The sequence below is a fragment of the Rhizobium sp. 11_C7_N12_5 genome (genome assembly GCF_051811145.1).
In the GTDB taxonomy this organism is placed as follows: domain Bacteria; phylum Pseudomonadota; class Alphaproteobacteria; order Rhizobiales; family Rhizobiaceae; genus Rhizobium; species Rhizobium lusitanum.
The window spans coordinates 3,207,502-3,225,283 of the sequence record NZ_JBPWPY010000001.1 but is presented as its reverse complement, the minus strand read 5'-3'; the positions used below and the strand labels follow the sequence as shown (position 1 = coordinate 3,225,283).

At 63.0% G+C, this 17,782-nt stretch carries 17 protein-coding genes; 10 read left to right on the top strand and 7 right to left on the bottom strand.

The window, feature by feature from the left end; genetic code table 11:
- Nucleotides 1–86: 86 nt before the first annotated feature.
- Nucleotides 87–701 carry a hypothetical protein gene (locus AB8B29_RS15875; protein WP_047553853.1) on the bottom strand — a complete coding sequence of 205 codons (615 nt, stop codon included), beginning with the start codon at nt 699–701 and terminating at the stop codon, nt 87–89.
- Between the two features lie 314 nt (nt 702–1,015).
- Here AB8B29_RS15875 and AB8B29_RS15870 point away from each other — a divergent pair, with 314 nt between their 5' ends.
- Nucleotides 1,016–1,171 carry a hypothetical protein gene (locus AB8B29_RS15870; RefSeq protein ID WP_167669529.1) on the top strand — a complete coding sequence of 52 codons (156 nt, stop codon included), beginning with the start codon at nt 1,016–1,018 and terminating at the stop codon, nt 1,169–1,171.
- Between the two features lie 13 nt (nt 1,172–1,184).
- Here the strand turns inward: AB8B29_RS15870 and hutC are convergent, their stop codons facing one another.
- Both hutC and AB8B29_RS15860 read right to left on the bottom strand, forming a co-directional pair.
- Nucleotides 1,185–1,904: a histidine utilization repressor gene (hutC, locus tag AB8B29_RS15865; RefSeq protein ID WP_047637932.1), complete on the bottom strand. Its 720-nt coding sequence runs from the start codon at nt 1,902–1,904 to the stop codon at nt 1,185–1,187.
- 80 nt (nt 1,905–1,984) lie between these two features.
- Nucleotides 1,985–3,328, bottom strand: a complete 1,344-nt coding sequence (locus AB8B29_RS15860) for a formimidoylglutamate deiminase (RefSeq protein WP_047637720.1) — start codon at nt 3,326–3,328, stop codon at nt 1,985–1,987.
- Nucleotides 3,329–3,429: 101 nt separating this feature from the next.
- Between AB8B29_RS15860 and hutI the strand changes: the two genes are divergently transcribed.
- The 7 genes from hutI to AB8B29_RS15825 all read left to right on the top strand — a co-directional run bounded on the left by hutI (nt 3,430) and on the right by AB8B29_RS15825 (nt 11,270).
- Entirely contained in the window at nt 3,430–4,686 is a 1,257-nt protein-coding gene (hutI, locus tag AB8B29_RS15855) for an imidazolonepropionase (protein ID WP_113118916.1), read from the top strand.
- The gene (gene hutH, locus AB8B29_RS15850) at nt 4,683–6,218 is read left to right on the top strand and encodes a histidine ammonia-lyase (protein WP_037196011.1); all 1,536 of its coding nucleotides are present in this window, start codon (nt 4,683–4,685) and stop codon (nt 6,216–6,218) included. The genes hutI and hutH overlap by 4 nt, the downstream gene beginning before the upstream one ends.
- Before the next feature lies 1 nt (nt 6,219).
- On the top strand, nt 6,220–7,905 hold the full coding sequence (gene hutU, locus AB8B29_RS15845) for a urocanate hydratase (protein ID WP_112442025.1): 1,686 nt from the start codon (nt 6,220–6,222) through the stop codon (nt 7,903–7,905).
- Between the two features lie 2 nt (nt 7,906–7,907).
- Complete coding sequence (locus AB8B29_RS15840) at nt 7,908–8,471, top strand: HutD family protein (RefSeq protein WP_112442024.1); 564 nt, start codon at nt 7,908–7,910, stop codon at nt 8,469–8,471.
- Between the two features lie 78 nt (nt 8,472–8,549).
- A complete protein-coding gene (locus tag AB8B29_RS15835) occupies nt 8,550–9,212 on the top strand; it encodes a sulfite oxidase-like oxidoreductase (RefSeq protein ID WP_112442023.1) in 663 nt (220 codons plus the stop codon).
- A 208-nt stretch (nt 9,213–9,420) separates the two neighbouring features.
- On the top strand, nt 9,421–10,881 hold the full coding sequence (locus AB8B29_RS15830; RefSeq protein ID WP_037196020.1) for an MFS transporter: 1,461 nt from the start codon (nt 9,421–9,423) through the stop codon (nt 10,879–10,881).
- An 83-nt stretch (nt 10,882–10,964) separates the two neighbouring features.
- Nucleotides 10,965–11,270, top strand: coding sequence for a hypothetical protein (locus AB8B29_RS15825; RefSeq protein ID WP_037196023.1), 306 nt, complete (start codon nt 10,965–10,967; stop codon nt 11,268–11,270).
- Between the two features lie 22 nt (nt 11,271–11,292).
- On the opposite strand, the gene AB8B29_RS15820 is transcribed toward AB8B29_RS15825, so the two are convergent.
- Together AB8B29_RS15820 and AB8B29_RS15815 are read right to left on the bottom strand one after the other, a co-directional pair.
- Complete coding sequence (locus tag AB8B29_RS15820) at nt 11,293–11,688, bottom strand: type II toxin-antitoxin system VapC family toxin (protein ID WP_037196025.1); 396 nt, start codon at nt 11,686–11,688, stop codon at nt 11,293–11,295.
- Nucleotides 11,688–11,915 (bottom strand): type II toxin-antitoxin system VapB family antitoxin, encoded by a 228-nt coding sequence (locus AB8B29_RS15815; RefSeq protein ID WP_037196027.1) that lies wholly within the window; start codon nt 11,913–11,915, stop codon nt 11,688–11,690. The genes AB8B29_RS15820 and AB8B29_RS15815 overlap by 1 nt, the downstream gene beginning before the upstream one ends.
- A gap of 188 nt (nt 11,916–12,103) precedes the next feature.
- Between AB8B29_RS15815 and AB8B29_RS15810 the strand changes: the two genes are divergently transcribed.
- Nucleotides 12,104–13,294 (top strand): acetyl-CoA C-acyltransferase, encoded by a 1,191-nt coding sequence (locus AB8B29_RS15810; protein WP_037196029.1) that lies wholly within the window; start codon nt 12,104–12,106, stop codon nt 13,292–13,294.
- A 247-nt stretch (nt 13,295–13,541) separates the two neighbouring features.
- Here AB8B29_RS15810 and cueR read toward each other — a convergent pair whose 3' ends face one another.
- Nucleotides 13,542–13,928, bottom strand: coding sequence for a Cu(I)-responsive transcriptional regulator (cueR, locus tag AB8B29_RS15805; RefSeq protein WP_037196031.1), 387 nt, complete (start codon nt 13,926–13,928; stop codon nt 13,542–13,544).
- Nucleotides 13,929–13,939: 11 nt separating this feature from the next.
- Complete coding sequence (locus tag AB8B29_RS15800) at nt 13,940–16,444, bottom strand: heavy metal translocating P-type ATPase (protein WP_112442136.1); 2,505 nt, start codon at nt 16,442–16,444, stop codon at nt 13,940–13,942.
- 172 nt (nt 16,445–16,616) lie between these two features.
- Here AB8B29_RS15800 and AB8B29_RS15795 point away from each other — a divergent pair, with 172 nt between their 5' ends.
- The gene (locus AB8B29_RS15795) at nt 16,617–17,717 is read left to right on the top strand and encodes an RHE_PE00001 family protein (protein ID WP_037196033.1); all 1,101 of its coding nucleotides are present in this window, start codon (nt 16,617–16,619) and stop codon (nt 17,715–17,717) included.
- Nucleotides 17,718–17,782: the final 65 nt, after the last annotated feature.

Here is a 17,782-nt window from a genome sequence, read left to right as displayed (position 1 = left end):
GCCTCGGTAATGATCTCTGAAGCAGAGGTCCTACTTTTGGAGGCCGAGTTCAAGGCAGTCGCGCAGTGTGCCGGTTCTCCTGGCGATCACATCGGCGGCACGGTGCCGTTGAGGCCGACGGCGACGCGGTCGGCTGATACGGTCGTAGCGTCAGTTTGCTCTCCGGTGATGAAAACACCGGCACCGGGCTTCAGATCCGCTTTCGTGGCGGTTGCCAGCGTCACGACGGGCGTGCCCTTGGGAATGTTGATCTTGCGCTGTCCGCCCTTGTAGGTGAGCGTCAATGTCGGGCCATTCACCGAGGTCACGGCATTGGCGACCGTCGCATTGGTCATGGAGCTGTTCGGCTTTGAATCCCAGGGGCGATCGCCCTCTCCCGTTCCCTTCAATGCTGCCGGGAAGATGACGACTTCTATGGCGCCGTTGATGCCGCTGTCAGTCGGCTGCGAAGCGATGCCGACGAAATCGCCCGGCTTGATGTCATCGACGGCTGCCTGGACGACGCCGCTGACGTTCCAGCCGGATTTCAGCGCAACCGTCACGTCATTGCCGTCACGGGATTTGACCTTGAGCGTGTCGCCATCGAGGCTTTCGACGGTGCCGCGTACCCTGACGCGTTCGGCGGCATCAACGCTTTGCAGCGCGGCGAACATTGCGACGGTGAGCGTCAGCGCACCCGTGATCAGGCGTTTGCGATGCATGGCAGTGTCTCCTTGAGATATCGGCCGAGCGGTGAGCCGGTCGTGTTTGATGCGATGCTGAGCCGGCCAGTGGGATTTCCCTGCGGGGATTGGCGGGCGGGGCCATCGACACAACGATCCTATGCGCCGGCTCTGCCGTTCGCCATTCAAACAAGCGTGAGATGAGGGCTATGTTCCGCCCGAGAATTGATTGGAAAAACCGGAATAAGTGCGGAAACATCAAACTTTGCTTAACGTTTGACGTTAGACTGGGGTGGTTGTCTCGAAATCCCTGTCGCGCCGTTGCGCTGGGCTGGGGAGGTTGGAGAACCGATATGACCGCGATTCGTCCACTTCTGATCGGTATCATTCTGATTCTGGCACTGGTGTTGATTGCGCTCAGCATCCTGCTGGTCGATCCCGCTCAGCCGCTGCGCCAATCCGACAGCCTCATACCCATGCAGACCGAGCCTACGCAGCAGCGGCCATAGCGGGCGGTGTCGGTCAGCTCGACGGGGTAAAGCGCGCCACCAGGCTGTGACGATCGCCGGGATAGGTGAGGCGGACATGGGTTATCGGGCCGGCGGAACTCCATGTGCGCCGTTCGACGACAAGACAGGCGGTCCCCTTGGGAACGTCAAGGCTCGCGGCGGCCTCGCCCTCGGCCGATATGGCACGGATTTGGTGTTCGGCGGTGCTCCATGGCACCTGGTTCAGCAACCAGGGCCCCGGTGGCAAGGTCGCGAAGTCGGCTTTGGCCGCCTCCGGCACGGCATCCAGGTTGATGACACGATCTTCCAGACAGAAGGGTCGCGGGCCGGCATAGTGAATGCAGCTGATTTCGAGCACCGGGACGGAGCCTGCAAACTGCAGCCGCCGCGCGTCCTCCGACCGGTCGCGCCGCTCGGTGCGTTTCACGAGTTTGTGCGAATAGGGCAGGTTGAGCGATTGGACTTCCGATTTGATGTCGTGGATTTCCAGCACGGCCGATTGCGCCAGCGGATGGGTGACGAAACTGCCCGAGCGCTTTCTCCGCTCGATCAGGCCGGCACGGGCAAGCTGGGTCAGCGCCTTGTTCACGGTCATGCGCGAGCAGTCATATTGCTCCGCCAAGGCCAGCTCGAAGGGGATGCGATGACCCGGCGGCCAGGCGCCCGAGACGATCTGGCCCTCGATATCGCTCAGGATACGCTGATGCAGGGTCGCCTCTTTACCCGTGGTCATGCCGCCTGCCATCTCCGTGTAAGACATGGGAATTCCCGTGAATTATTTAAGGGCCAATCGGCGGGAGGAAAAGTGGTTTCTCAACCGATCAGCTCGGCCATTGCCTGCCGGAACCGTGCAGAGATCGTCTCTCTCTTGATGTGGCGACCGCCTTCGACCTGCTTGCGGCCCAAAACCCAGACGCAGTCGACCGTGACACCACCGGCAAATGTCCAGTGATCGAGAACGCGGTCGCCGGACAGATACGGCACGGCGCTGGCATCGAGGGAAACCATGTCGGCGTAGTTGCCGACGGCAAGCCCAGCCGGCGCTTTCAGGGCTGCGCCGCCGCCTGCCAGCGCGCCATCGAACAACATCCGCGCCGTCGAGCCGCCTGTTGAGGCGATGACGTTGCGGGCGCGCAGTGCCAGTCGCTGCGAATATTCCAGTTGCCGCAGTTCTTCCGGAACGGAGATCAGGATGTTGGAATCCGAGCCGATGCCATAACGGCCGCCTTCCTCCAGGAAGAGAGGGGCGGCAAAAGCACCATCGCCGAGATTGGCCTCGGTGATGGGGCAGAGGCCGGCGATCGCGCCGCTCTTCGCCATCCGCCGGGTTTCATCCTCGGTCATATGGGTGGCGTGGATCAGGCACCAACGGTCATTGACCGGAGCATTGTCGAGCAGCCATTCCACCGGCCGCGCGCCGGACCAGGCAACGCAATCCTCGACTTCCTTCACTTGTTCGGCGACGTGGATATGGATTGGCCCGTCACCGGCCATCGGCACGAGCTTTACAAGTTCTTCCGGCGTCACGGCTCTCAGGCTGTGCGGTGCGATCCCAAGTTCGGCGCCGGGCAGGCGGCTTGTTACCGAGCGGCAGCCGGCCATCAGCGCCTCGAAGCTTTCGAGCGAATTGATGAAGCGGCGCTGGCCGTCGATGGGGGCCGCGCCGCCGAAGCCGGAATGGGCGTAGAAGACTGGCAGCAGCGTCAGGGCAATGCCGGTTTCGGCGCTGGCCGCGCCGATGCGCTCCGCCAGTTCGGCGATATTGGCATAGGGGCTGCCGTCCTTGTCATGGTGCAGGTAATGGAATTCGCCGACGCGGGAGAAGCCCGCTTCGAGCATCTCCATATAGAGCTGCGCGGCAACGGCCTCGACATGATCGGGGGTCATCGACAGCGCGAATTTATACATGACGGTGCGCCAGCTCCAGAAGCTGTCATTTGCCGGGCCGCGGACTTCGGCGAGGCCGGCCATGGCGCGCTGGAAGGCGTGGCTGTGCAGATTCGGCACCGCCGGCACCAGAATATCCTGCCTGCCATCAGCGCCTTCGGGCGCGACATCAACGGCGATATCGGCAATGCGGCCGCCTTCGAGGGTTAGCCGCACATTTTCGTGCCATCCGTCGCCAAGCAATGCCGAGCGTGCGTGAAGTGTCGTCATGGTCTCACCCTTTCCTTTCGGACTTGGAGTCCAAAATCCCTCTTGTCAGCCTTTTTAATATGTATATACATTATGAGCCAACGATGAAAGGCGTAAAGCTGATGCGTGGGAACAATTTTTCCGAAGATAGCACGGCAAGCGACGGCGCAATCCGCGTCTGGCGCAATGCCCGTTTGGCGACCTTGAAAGAGGGCTCGGCCCGGCTTGGTACGGTCGAGAAGGGTGCGATCCTGACGAAGGATGGCCGCATCGTTTTTGCCGGCAGCGAAGCCGATCTGCCCGATGTCTCCAACGCTGAGGCTATCGATCTCGAGGGTCGCTGGGTCACGCCCGGTCTGGTAGATTGCCACACGCATATCGTCTATGGCGGCAATCGCGCCCGCGAATTCGAGATGCGGCTGGAGGGTGCTAGCTACGAGGAAATCGCCCGCGCCGGCGGTGGCATCGTCTCCTCCGTCAACGCTACGCGTGCGCTGTCGGTGGATGAGCTTGTTGCCGTCGCGCTGCCGCGGCTCGATACGCTGCTGGCCGAAGGTGTCACCACGATCGAGGTGAAGTCCGGCTACGGCCTCAATATCCCATCCGAATTGAAGATGCTGCGGGCCGCTCGCCGGCTCGAAGAAGTTCGCCCGGTCCGGGTCGTCACTTCCTATCTCGGCGCGCATGCGACGCCGGCGGAGTACAAAGGCCGTAACGGCGACTATATCGACGATGTCGTGCTGCCCGGATTGAGGCAGGCGCATGCAGAGGGTCTCGTCGATGCCGTCGACGGCTTCTGCGAAGGGATTGCCTTCTCGACGGCGGAAATCGCCCGGGTCTTCGATCTTGCCCGGTCGCTCGGCATTCCGGTGAAGCTGCATGCGGAACAGCTTTCCAATCTCGGCGGCGCCAAGCTCGCGGCCTCCTATGGCGCACTTTCCGCCGATCATGTCGAATATCTCGACGAGGATGGCGTCAAGGCCATGGCTGCGGCGGGAACGGTTGCCGTGCTCCTGCCGGGCGCCTTCTATGCCATCAACGAGAAGCAGAAGCCGCCGGTCAAGGCTCTGCGCGAGGCGGGCGTTTCGATCGCTATCGCCACTGACTCGAATCCAGGTACGTCGCCCCTGACGTCGCTGCTTCTGACCATGAACATGGCTGCCACACTTTTCCGCCTGACGGTCGAGGAATGCATCGCTGGCGCCACCCGCGAAGGCGCGCGTGCCCTTGGCCTGCTGTCCGAGACGGGGACGCTCGAAGCCGGCAAGTCGGCCGATTTTGCTATATGGGACGTCGAAAGCCTTGCGGAGCTGGTCTATCGCATCGGCTTCAATCCGCTCCATGCTCATGTTTTCAAGGGAAAAAGGTTCAACCGATGACTGTCGTTCTCCATCCCGGCTCCGTTTCGCTGCAGCAACTGGCGACGATCTATTGGACCGGTGAGCCGGCTAAGCTCGATGCCTCCTTCGATGCGGGCATCGCCAAGGCCGCCGCCCGGATCGCCGAGATTGCCGCCGGCAATGCGCCTGTCTATGGCATCAACACCGGCTTCGGCAAACTGGCATCGATCAAGATCGACAGCGCCGATGTCGCCACGCTTCAGCGCAATCTCATCCTCTCCCATTGCTGCGGCGTCGGTCAGCCGCTGCCTGACAATGTCGTCCGTCTCATCATGTCGCTGAAGCTGGTTTCGCTCGGGCGCGGCGCCTCGGGCGTGCGGCTGGAGTTGGTACGGCTGATCGAGGCCATGCTCGACAAGGGTGTCGTGCCCGTCATTCCGGAAAAGGGTTCGGTCGGTGCATCGGGCGATCTTGCTCCGCTCGCGCATATGACCGCCGTGATGATGGGCCATGGCGAAGCCTTTTATGCCGGGGAGCGTCTTTCCGGTGCTGCGGCACTCGAAAAGGCAGGCTTGAAGCCGGTCGTGCTCGCCGCCAAGGAAGGGCTGGCGCTGATCAACGGCACGCAGGTTTCGACCGCGTTGGCGCTTGCCGGTCTCTTCCGTGCCCATCGCGCCGCCCAGGCGGCCCTCATCACCGGCGCCATGTCGACGGATGCGGCCATGGGCTCCTCCGCACCGTTCCACCCCGATATCCATACGCTGCGTGGCCACAAGGGCCAGATCGATACCGCCGCCGCCCTTCGCGGGTTGCTGGCCGGCTCGGTGATCCGCGAGAGCCATATCGAGGGCGACGAGCGCGTGCAGGATCCCTATTGCATCCGCTGCCAGCCGCAGGTCGACGGCGCCTGCCTCGATCTCCTGCGCTCTGTGGGACGCACGCTCGAAATCGAAGCCAATGCAGTCACCGACAATCCGCTTGTGCTGTCTGATAATTCCGTCGTCTCCGGCGGTAATTTCCATGCCGAGCCGGTCGCCTTCGCCGCCGACCAGATCGCTCTTGCCGTCTGCGAAATCGGCGCGATCGCGCAGCGCCGTATCGCGCTGCTCGTCGACCCCGCGCTCAGCTACGGCCTGCCGGCGTTTCTCGCCAAGAAGCCGGGCCTGAATTCCGGCCTGATGATCGCCGAGGTGACCTCGGCGGCGCTGATGTCGGAAAACAAGCAGATGTCGCATCCGGCTTCGGTCGATTCGACGCCGACCTCCGCCAACCAGGAAGACCATGTGTCCATGGCCTGCCACGGTGCGCGCCGCCTGCTTGGCATGACTGACAATCTCTTCGGCATCATCGGCATCGAAGCGCTGACCGCCGCCCAGGGTGTCGAGCTGCGCGCGCCGCTGGCGACCAGCCCGGAACTGACCCTTGCCATCTCAGCGATCCGCACCGTCGTGCCATCGCTCGAAGAAGACCGCTACATGGCAAACGACCTCAAGGCCGCCAGCGACCTCATCGCTTCAGGCGCGCTCAATGCCTCGATTTCAACCGACATCCTGCCCTCCTTGGAGATGTGACATGACAAACCCACGCCATAATATCCGCGAAATCCGCTCCCCTCGCGGCCCGGAGCTCAACGCCAAGAGCTGGATGACCGAAGCGCCGCTGCGCATGCTGATGAACAACCTCGATCCGGATGTGGCCGAAAATCCGAACGAGCTGGTCGTTTATGGCGGCATCGGCCGCGCCGCCCGCACCTGGGACGATTTCGACCGCATCGCCGCGACGCTGAAGACGCTGACCGAGGAAGAGACGCTGCTGGTGCAATCCGGCAAGCCGGTCGGCGTGTTTCGCACCCACAAGGATGCGCCGCGCGTGCTGATCGCCAATTCCAATCTCGTGCCGCACTGGGCGACCTGGGATCACTTCAACGAGCTGGATAAGAAGGGCCTTGCCATGTACGGCCAGATGACGGCCGGCTCGTGGATCTATATCGGCACGCAGGGCATCGTGCAGGGCACCTACGAGACCTTCGTCGAGGCAGGCCGCCAGCATTATAACGGCAACCTCAAGGGCAAGTGGATCCTGACCGGCGGTCTCGGCGGCATGGGCGGCGCGCAGCCGCTGGCGGCCGTCATGGCCGGTGCCTGCTGCATCGCCGTCGAGAGCGACGAAACCCGCATCGATTTCCGCCTGCGCACCCGCTATGTCGATGAAAAGGCAAAGACGCTCGATGAAGCGCTTGCCATGATCGACAAGTGGACGAAGGCCGGCGAAGCCAAGTCCGTCGGCCTGCTCGGCAACGCCGCCGAAATCTTCCCCGAGTTGGTGAAGCGCATGAAGGCCGGCGGTCCGCGTCCCGACATCGTCACCGACCAGACCTCGGCCCACGACCCGTTGAACGGCTATCTGCCGCTCGGCTGGACCGTGGCTGAAGCCAAGGCGAAGCGCGAGAGCGACCCGAAGGCCGTTGAAGCTGCCGCCCGCGCCTCAATGAAGGTTCATGTCGAGGCCATGGTCGCCTTCTGGGATGCCGGTGTGCCGACGCTCGATTACGGCAACAATATCCGCCAGGTCGCGCAGGACGAGGGCCTCGAAAACGCCTTCGCCTTCCCCGGCTTCGTGCCCGCCTATATCCGCCCGCTCTTTTGCCGCGGCATCGGTCCGTTCCGCTGGGCTGCCCTGTCCGGCGATCCGGAAGATATCTACAAGACCGATGCCAAGGTGAAGGAACTCACTCCCGGCAACACCCACCTGCATAACTGGCTGGACATGGCGCGCGAGCGCATCGCCTTCCAGGGCCTGCCAGCGCGCATCTGCTGGGTCGGCCTCGGCGATCGTCACCGCCTCGGCCTTGCCTTCAATGAAATGGTCAGGAGCGGCGAGCTGAAGGCGCCCGTCGTCATCGGTCGCGACCATCTGGATTCCGGCTCCGTCGCCTCGCCGAACCGCGAGACGGAAGCGATGAAGGACGGCTCGGATGCCGTTTCCGACTGGCCGCTCTTGAACGCGCTGCTCAACACTGCTTCCGGCGCCACCTGGGTGTCGCTGCACCATGGCGGCGGCGTTGGCATGGGCTTCAGCCAGCACTCCGGCATGGTCATCTGCGCCGACGGCACGGATGATGCCGCCCGCCGTCTGGAGCGCGTCCTCTGGAACGACCCGGCGACCGGCGTCATGCGTCATGCCGATGCCGGCTACGACATCGCCATCGATTGCGCCAAGGAGCAGGACCTGCGCCTGCCGGCAATCCTGGGGAACTGAAGATGAAGCTGCTGCGCGCCAGTGACCACAAGCGCATGCCCTGGAAGAACGGCGGCGGAGAAACGGTGGAAATCGCCGTTTCGCCCGACGGCGTCGGGCTTGCCGACTTCGACTGGCGCGTCAGCATGGCGACGGTTGCCTCGGACGGACCGTTCTCGGTCTTTCCGGGCATCGATCGCACGCTATCCATTCTCGAGGGTGAGGGGATGACCCTCTTCATCGAGGGCCGCGAGCCGGAGCGTCTGACGCAGGAAAGCGATCCGCTATCCTTCGCGGCGGATGCGCCGACTTCCGCGACTTTGATCGACGGGACGATCACCGATCTCAACGTGATGACACGGCGGGGACGCTTCACGCATTCGGTGCTGCGCATTTCGGTTGATGGAAATGGCAAGGTTGAGCCTAAGAGCGAGACCGCATTGATTCTTTGCCATCGGGGAACTGCCGAAATCAATGGCGCGGTCCTGATTGCAGGCGATTGCCTAGCCCTCTCGAACGAGGCTTCCACGCGACATCCGATTTCGGGTTCGGCGCAATTGTTCCTCATCGAAATCGAGGCAATATAGTCGGCTATCGGCCGCTCTTTGACTTGACATGGGCATGGCCCGGTTATCCTATTTCCGCGCAGCAGAGAGGGTACCCCGATGAGCGACGATCAGATCCCCGCCGATAGCAAGCTCACAACCTCCAAGCGCCGCTGGGCGGCGGAGGGCAAGTTTCTGACCGGGCGCATCAGCCGGCCTGAGACCGAGCGGTTGCCGCCGGGTCAGCATCTCGTCAAGAACTGGCCGGTGCTCGATCTCGGGCAGCAGCCGCAGGTTTCGCTGTCGAGCTGGCGGCTCGATGTGTTCGGTTTCGTGGAAAAGCGGCTCAGCCTTCATTGGACCGCCTTCCAAGCGATCGAACAGAGCACCCGCATCAGCGACATTCATTGCGTGACGACCTGGTCGCGCTACGACAATCGCTGGGAGGGAGTGGCGACTCGCGATCTGCTCGATCTTGCCATGCCGACGGCCGAGGCGCATCATGTGCTGCTGACCAGCTATGACGGCTATACGACGAACCTGCCGCTGTCGGATTTTGCCGCGGAGGATGCGATCCTCGCAACAACCTGGGAAGGCCAGCCGCTGACGCGCGAGCACGGCGGGCCGATGCGTCTCGTAGTGCCGCATCTCTATTTCTGGAAAAGCGCCAAGTGGCTGAGCCGCATCGAGTTCATCGGCGCCGACAGGGCCGGCTTCTGGGAGAAGAATGGTTATCACATGTATGGCGATCCCTGGCGTGAGCAGCGTTATTCCAACGATTGAAGCCTGCTCGATGTTGGAGGGCAGAGGGTGCCGCCGAAGCAAATCCGGCAGAGATCGCGGTTTCTTATGTCACCGTGTCAATTTTTGATGGCTCCCGCATGGGTTTGCGGCTTTGCAAGCCGCAGTGATGGGCGTATTCAATGATCGTATGATTGCCGTCGGCAGAGCCCGACCACGCCCTGAACCCCATTCTTTGAAATTCCATGCCATGACCGTTGTCCGGACCACAGAGCATCCTTCCGAGACCAGTTTCGGCCGGCAATCCCGCATTATCGCCTTCGTCGTCGCCGTCGCCTTCTTCATGCAGATCCTCGACGGCACCATCGTCACGACGTCGCTGCCGCAGATGGCGAGCACATTCGGCGTCGAGCCGGTGTCGATGAGCATCGGCATCACAGTCTATCTGCTCACCATGGCGGCCTTCGTGCCGCTTGCGGGCTGGGCGGGCGACCGCTACGGCGCGCGGCGGGTGTTTCTGGCATCGATCACCATCTTCACCGTGGCATCGCTGTTTTGCGCCCTTTCCGGCAACCTCGCCGAGTTCGTCATTGCCCGCGCCGTTCAAGGTATCGGCAGCGCGCTGATGACGCCTGTGGGACGCATCATTGTGCTCAAAAATGCGCGCAAATCCGATCTGGTGCATGCGATGTCGATGATCACCTGGCCGGCGCTGACGGCGCCCGTCATCGGTCCGGTGCTCGGCAGCTTCATCACCACCTATCTGAGTTGGCACTGGAACTTTCTGATCAATATTCCGATCGGCATCATCGGCTTCGGCCTCGCGCTGCGCTTCGTGCCGGATCAGCGCGAGGAGAGGGTTGCGCCGCTCGATTTCATCGGCTTCCTGCAGTCGGCAGCGGGATTGACCTTCCTGCTCGCCGGTCTCGAATTCGTCGTCCAGGGCACGACCGCTCTCGTGGCCAGCGTCGGGCTGATCGCCGCCGGCGTGGTGTTTTCCGTCATCGCTACCCGGCATTTCATGCGGGTCGATGCACCCCTGCTCGATCTCTCCGCCTTCAAGGTCCAGACTTTCGCCATGTCGACGCTGTCGGCCGGTACGGCGAGCCGGGTGGCGATCAACGCCACGCCCTTCCTGCTGCCGCTGCTCTTCCAGGTGGGCTTCGGCCAGACCGCGATCAACGCCGGCACTTATCTCCTGTTCTACTTTGCCGGCAATCTCGGCATGAAGGCGATCACGACACAGATGCTGCGAGCCTTCGGCTTCCGTAATGTGCTCGTGGTCAACGGTCTGATCTCGTCCCTATGCATCGGCGGTTTCGCATTTCTGTCGCCATCGACGTCGAACTGGCTGATCTATTGTCTGCTGCTGGCGGCCGGCCTGTCACGATCGATGAATTTCACCGCGCTGAATACGCTCGGCTTTGCCGATATCCATGCTTCCCAGCGCAGTTCCGCCTCGACCCTGTCAAGCATGCTGCAGCAGGTTTCGCTGCTGCTCGGCGTTGCCGTTGCCGCGGCTGTTCTCAATCTCTCGCGCACCATTCATGGTGGCGCCACGCTCTCTCCTGTCGATTTTCGCTGGGCTTTCCTCGTCGTCGCCTTGATCGGCGCCGTCTCTTCGCTGCGTTTCATCAGCCTGCCGCACGATGCCGGCGCGGAGGTGTCGCGGCACAAAATCAACACGTCGTCAAAACCTTCAAACTCATAACGATATTGAGATACAAGCCGCTGTAAATCGGTTAACGAGTTCCCATATAAATGGAGCTTTAACCCCCCACAGGAGGCAGTCTCATGCTGCTCAAAACTCTCGCTATCTCGGCCCTCGTCATTGGCATGTCCAGCGGCGCGATGGCGGAACAGGTGCATAAGCATCACCCCAAGAACCTCAAGGTCGAGGCGCTTGAGACCGACGTCGGCAATGTCGACCACTCGAAGGACGCTATCCTTCCAGACGGCACGATCAACACCGACCCGTCGGTGACCGGCCCGATCCGCGCCGGCGATTCGATTTCCCGACTGCAATGCGCTGCCGCACCGAACTCGGTCGGCGCGCGCTCGAACACCTATTCCTCAGGCTCGGCCTCGCTTTGCCCTTGACGGCAGCATCGCATCGGGTGGCTCAGGCCATTTCGATATCGGTTTGATTGAACCGGCCGCTTTTCGACAATAGCGGCTGGCGATAATAGTGGGCGCAGGCATAGGTCATGCAATCGTCGAGGCTAAGGCGCCCCGCGCGGCCGCCCTCGCCGTAGCGCTCATATGCCTCTGCCGCCAGAAAGGCGACACGGGGCGGAACGGCGAGAATCTGGATGTTCATGAGCTGCAGGAACGCGCGCACCGCTTCCGCAGACTCGGTTGGCGAGAGCCCCAGGATGGTGGAGATCTCGATTGCCGCCCGCGCTGCCGCAAGCGGTGAGGTCATCCGCGCTGTTGCCGGCTGCATGCGGATGGCAAGCGCCCGCGCCTCTTCCTCGTCAGTCATCATTGCCGACAATACCGAAGCGTCGATAAACATCAGGCTTCTCCCGTCGTATGATCGCCCTCGGCTTTGGCTGTCGCCTTTCGCTTGAGGTTGCGGCAGAAGGCGACGGCGACATCGGCAAGGACGGGTTTGGTCAACTCCTCATCCAGCGCCTTCTGCAGTGCGAGCCTCACGGCTTCGGTCTTGGTCGACGCTTTCGTCAGCGCTTGGTAGCGCCGAGCCAGCCGGTCGATTGTGTCGTCCTTGATGTAAAGTGGCATGAGATATCCATTTCGCTATGCTGGGATATCCATAGGATATGTCTCCAACGAGGGCAATCGCGCCTTTATGCCATCAGCGTCGAGGCGATTTTGGCGGGTGATATTTTCGCGATTTTTAGATGACGAACATCATCTAACGTGCTAGCAATGGGTTAAAGCATATCGTTTGCTGACCGTGAGGAGATGTCATGCCCGCTATTGATCCCGTTGTCATCGTTTCGGCCACGCGCACGCCGCTTGGTCGTTTTCAGGGAGAGTTGTCGTCCTTGCAGGCGACCGAGCTCGGTGCGCACGTCATCCGCGCGGCACTGGAGCGTGCTGGATTGTCGGCTGACAGGGTGGATGAAGTTCTGTTCGGCTGCGTGCTGCCGGCAGGGCAGGGGCAGGCTCCGGCCCGACAGGCGGCACGCGGCGCCGGTTTGCCGGATGCGGTAGGCGCCACGACGATCAACAAGGTCTGCGGCTCCGGCATGAAGGCGACCATGCTGGCACATGATCTGATCCTCGCCGGTTCGGCCTCGATCGCGGTCGCCGGCGGCATGGAATCGATGTCGAATGCGCCCTATCTGCTGGCGAAAGCACGTGGCGGTTACCGCATGGGTCATGACCGCATCTTCGATCATATGATGCTCGACGGGCTGGAGGATGCCTATGAGAAGGGCCGCTCCATGGGCGACTTCGGCGAGATGGCGGTGGAGGCCTATCAGTTCAGCCGCGACGATCAGGATGCTTATGCAGTCGAAACGCTGTCGCGCGCCCGCGCCGCGAGCGAGAACGGCGCCTTCACGGCCGAGATCACCCCGGTTTCGGTCGCGGCCAAGGGCGGGCCGGTGACGATCGCCAAGGACGAACATCCGCAGAAGGTCTCGCCGGAAAAGATCCCGACACTGAAGCCCGCTTTCCGCAAGGACGGGACCATCACGGCGGCCAGCGCCTCGGCCAACGCCGATGGCGCGGCTGCGCTGATCCTGACGCGTAGCTCGGTTGCCGAGCGCGAGGGGCTGCCGATCCTCGCGGAAATCAAGGCGCATGCCACCCATAGCCAGGAGCCGGCCTGGTACACTACCGCGCCGATCCCCGCCATCCGCAAGGTGCTCGATAAGACCGGCTGGAAGGTCGGCGATGTCGATCTCTTCGAGATCAACGAGGCCTTCGCCGTGGTCGCCATGGCTGCCGCTAAGGATCTCGGCATTGCGCGAGACCGCCTCAACGTCAACGGCGGCGCCTGCGCCCTCGGCCACCCCATCGGCGCCACCGGCGCGCGGCTGATCGTGACCCTGCTGCACGCCCTCGAACGCCGGGGCGCGACGCGCGGCATCGCCGCACTCTGCATCGGCGGCGGCGAGGCGACGGCAATTGCGGTTGAGCGGGTTGGGTGAGTGGAATGATGTGGGAGGCAGGTCAGGCGCGCTTGCCAACGCCGCGCTTGCCGGCATGGCCCTCATCCTAGCCTTCTCCCCGCTAGCGGGGAGAAGGGACGATCGAGCAAAACAGCGGGTTTGAGGAGAACGCCGTGAGAGGCGCGAGTAGCTCCCTCGCCCCGCAAGCAGGGAGAGGGTTGGGGTGAGGGGCCAGGCACATCGTTCCGGCATCGACGCATTCGCCTGACCTGCCGCCACAATAATCTCACCCCTCCGACAGCTCCTCCAAAATCGGGCAATCCGGCCGTTCGTTGCCGTGACAGGCATGGACCAGATGTTCCAGCGTGCGGCGCAGTTCCGTCAGTTCGCGGATCTTGCGGTCGATCTCTGTGAGTTTCGCGGTGGCGATGTCCTTGACGTCGGCGCTGGCGCGGCTCTTGTCCTCGTAGAGCGCCAGCAACTGCCGGCATTCCTCGACCGAGAAACCGAGGCTGCGCGAGCGATGCAGGAAGCGGAGCTTATGCACGTCGCCGGCGCGATAGTCGCGATAGCCGTTGTCGCTGCGGTCGGGACGGATGAGGCCGATATCCTCATAATAGCGGATCGTCTTCGCCGGCAGGCCGGAGCGGTCGGATGCTTCGCCGATGTTCATATAAGTTCTCCCTATCTTGCCAGCCGCAGCCTGAGCGCGTTGGCGATGACCGAGACCGACGACAGGCTCATGGCGGCCGCGGCGATCATCGGGGACAGAAGCAGACCGAAGATCGGATAGAGCGCGCCGGCTGCCAGCGGCACGCCGAGCGCATTATAGCCGAAGGCAAAGGCAAGGTTTTGCCTGATGTTGCGGATCGTCGCTTCCGACAAGCGCCGGGCCCGGACGATGCCGTTGAGATCGCCCTTCACCAGCGTGATGCCGGCGCTTTCCATGGCGACATCCGCACCTGTGCCCATGGCGATACCGACATCGGCGGCGGCGAGCGCCGGCGCGTCATTGACGCCGTCGCCGGCCATGGCGACGATGTGGCCCTTCGCTCGCAGCTCATCGATCAGCGCCTTCTTGCCTTCCGGCAGCATGTCGGCGCGGACCTCGTCGATGCCGAGCTGCTTGGCGACAGCGTCTGCCGTGCGGCCGTTGTCGCCGGTTGCCATGACGATCTTCAAGCCGCTTTCATGCAGTGCCTTGATCGCGGCCGCGGTCGTCGGCTTGATGCGGTCGGCAACGGCGACGAGGCCCGCCAGCCTGTTGTCGATGGCGACGAACATGACAGTCTTGCCCTCGCCGCGCAGGCGCTCGGTCTCGGCTTTCAATTCGTCGATCGAGATGGCGAGATCCGCCATCATGGCAGCGTTGCCAAGCGCAATCGCGGTATGGCCTGCACGGCCTTCGACGCCCTTGCCCGATGTTGCCGAAAAGCCGGAGACCTCGACAAAGCTGGCTCCGCGCTCTTCGGCGCCCGCAACGATCGCTTCGGCGAGCGGATGCTCGGAGCCGCGCTCGAGGCTGGCGGCGAGCGACAACAGATGAGCTTGCTCGATGCCGTCAGCTGTGACGATGTCGGTGAGGTTCGGTTTGCCTTCCGTCAGCGTGCCGGTCTTGTCGACGATCAGCGTATCAACCTTGGCAAAGCGTTCCAGCGCCTCGGCGTCGCGCACCAGCACGCCTTCCTGTGCGCCGCGGCCGGTGGCGATCATGATGGACATCGGCGTCGCCAGTCCAAGCGCACAGGGGCAGGCTATGATCAGCACCGCGACGGCGGCGAGCAGCGCATGCGCCAGTCGTGGCTCCGGTCCGACGAAGGCCCAGACGGAAAACGCGATGATGGCGGCCGCGACCACGGCGGGCACGAAGACCGCGGATACACGGTCGACCATCGTCTGGATCGGGGCGCGCGAGCGCTGCGCCTTGGCGACAAGCTCGACGATGCGCGACAGCGTCGTGTCGGCACCGACCTTTTCGGCCAGCATGATCAGCGAACCGTTCCTGTTGATCGTGCCGCCGGTCAATGCATCACCCTTGGCCTTTTCGACCGGCAGCGGTTCGCCCGTGATCATCGATTCATCGATGGTGGATTGTCCTTCGACGACCGAGCCGTCCACGGGCACGCGCTCGCCGGGGCGAACACGCAGCCGGTCGCCGGCCTCAATCTGGTCGACAGGCACATCCACTTCGCTGCCGTCGGTGCCGATGCGTCGCGCCGTCTTGGGCGCGAGATCGAGCAGGGCGCGGATGGCGGATCCCGTGCGTTCGCGCGCCTTCAGCTCCAGCACCTGGCCGACGAAGACCAGCGCGATGATGACCGAGGCGGCCTCGAAATAGACGGGTATGGCCTCGCCATGACCATGAAAGCTCATGGGAAACAGGCCGGGCGCGAGCGTGGCGACGAGGCTGTAGAGATAGGCGGTGCCGACGCCGAGGCCGATCAGCGTCCACATATTCGGGCTGCGGTTGACGAGCGAATTCCAGGCGCGACGGAAGAAGGGCAATGCTGCCCAGAGCACGACCGGCGTTGCCAGCACGAGTTCGATCCATGTGGCGGTGGGTTCGCCGATCCAGCCGCGTACGGGCAGGCCGAACATCGGACCCATGCTGATCACCAGCAGCGGCAGCGACAAGGCTGCGCTGATCCAGAGCCGGCGCGTGAAATCGACGAGTTCCGGGTTAGGTCCTTCATCGGCGGAGGGGACGCCCATGGGCTCCAGCGCCATGCCGCATTTCGGGCAATCGCCGGCATGGTCGCTGACGACCTCGGGGTGCATCGGGCAGGTATAGAGCGTGCCCCTCGGTACCGGTTTCGGCGAGGGCTTGTTGCCGTCGAGATAGGCTGATGGATCGGCTTCGAATTTGCCCTTGCAGCCGGCGGAGCAGAAATAGAATTTCTCGCCTTCGTGCTTCAGGAAATGACGCGCGGTGGCGCGGTCGACGGTCATGCCGCAGACCGGGTCCTTGGCGGAGATATAGCTTTCCGGTGCGGCTTCGAACTTCTTGCGACAGCCGTCGCAGCAGAAATGGAAGGTGCGGCCCTGAGAATCGAGCGACGGCTTGCCGGCGGGATCCACAGTCATGCCGCAAACGGGATCGCGGGTGATCGTCTCCTGCGGCTGTCCGTCGTGGTGGTGATGATGACCGTGGCCGTGATGGCTGTGATCGTGTTCGTCGTGCAATGCCATATCAAACTCCATTGCTCCGATGGGAGCGTCGGATAGCTTATGAACCTTCCTGTCACTGGAAGGTCAAGGCATAAAATGGGGATTGTCATCCACAGTTCACAGGGGTCTCTTCCTATCCCGCCGGATGCGGCGATGATAAGTTCCGTAAGAATGATTCAATGATGTGATTCCAATGCGATATGATCTGACCACCCTCCCGCTGACGACGCTCCTGGCTGCCATCATCAAGGCGGAAGACATGCTGGCGCGGCTGGACGAGCGTGTCCTCAGGCATGCGGTGGCGGACGGTTTTCGCGAGCGCGGGCATTTTTTCGACGCAGCGGGCGCGCTCTGGGTCGGTGGCGAGCTGGTGCATGTGGAGGATCTGGTCTTGCACGATGCGCGCATGGATGCGCGCACGCCGACACATGAGCTGACCATCGCCCACGCCGTGCTGCGGGTCAGGCGTCGTCTGTGGAGCGCGGAGCCCTCCTGGGGGTTGGAGGCGGCCGGACTTGCCGCATTGCGGGGCGATATCGGCGAGGCCAAGGACGTCATCCAGCTGCGTCCGCCGCCGCTCGGTGAGCCTAATGACGGACAAGAGGATGGGGGGGATGATTTCGGCGTCGATTTCGCCGAGATCGACGCCATTCTTGCCCGATCCGACAAGATCCTGAACGGCGGCGTCCCAGATGCCAGGCCGGAGACGATCGACGATCCGTTTGCCCTGGTTCGCGACGAGGATTGGGATGAAGGCGAGCGGCTGGAGAGCTGGCGCGCCCTGATCCGCGAGGCCGATCTGTTGCCGCCGGTTCTTGGCGCCGCCGTGCTTTTCGACGCCTGGGAGCGGATCGAGCCGCTGCGGCGGCAGCATTGGCTCGGCGGCCTGCTGGTCAGCGCCTATCTGCGCAGCCGCGGCAAGGTCACCTCGCATCTCTTCTGCCTGAATGTCGGCCTGAAATCCGTGCGGCACGAGCGGCGGCGTGCGTCGGATCGCACCACACGGCTGTTGGCCTTCCTGGACGCCATGGCGCTTTCGGCCGATTCGGGTCTCAAGGAACTCGATCGGCTTTCGCTCGCCAAGCTGCAGATGGAATTGCGGCTGAAGGACCGGCGATCGAACAGCAGCCTGCCGGAGGTTATCGATATCGTGCTGTCGCGACCGATCGTTTCGGCGAAGATGATCGCCCGCCATGTCGGTGTTACCCCAAGAGGCGCGCTCAATCTGGTGGCTGATCTCGGCCTGCGCGAGATGACCGGTCGCGGGCGCTATCGCGGCTGGGGGGTGCTGTGATCACAGGGGACAGCGTGCGCTTGCGCAGCCGCTGATCTTTTGCAACTACAACCCTAGTTTTTGTC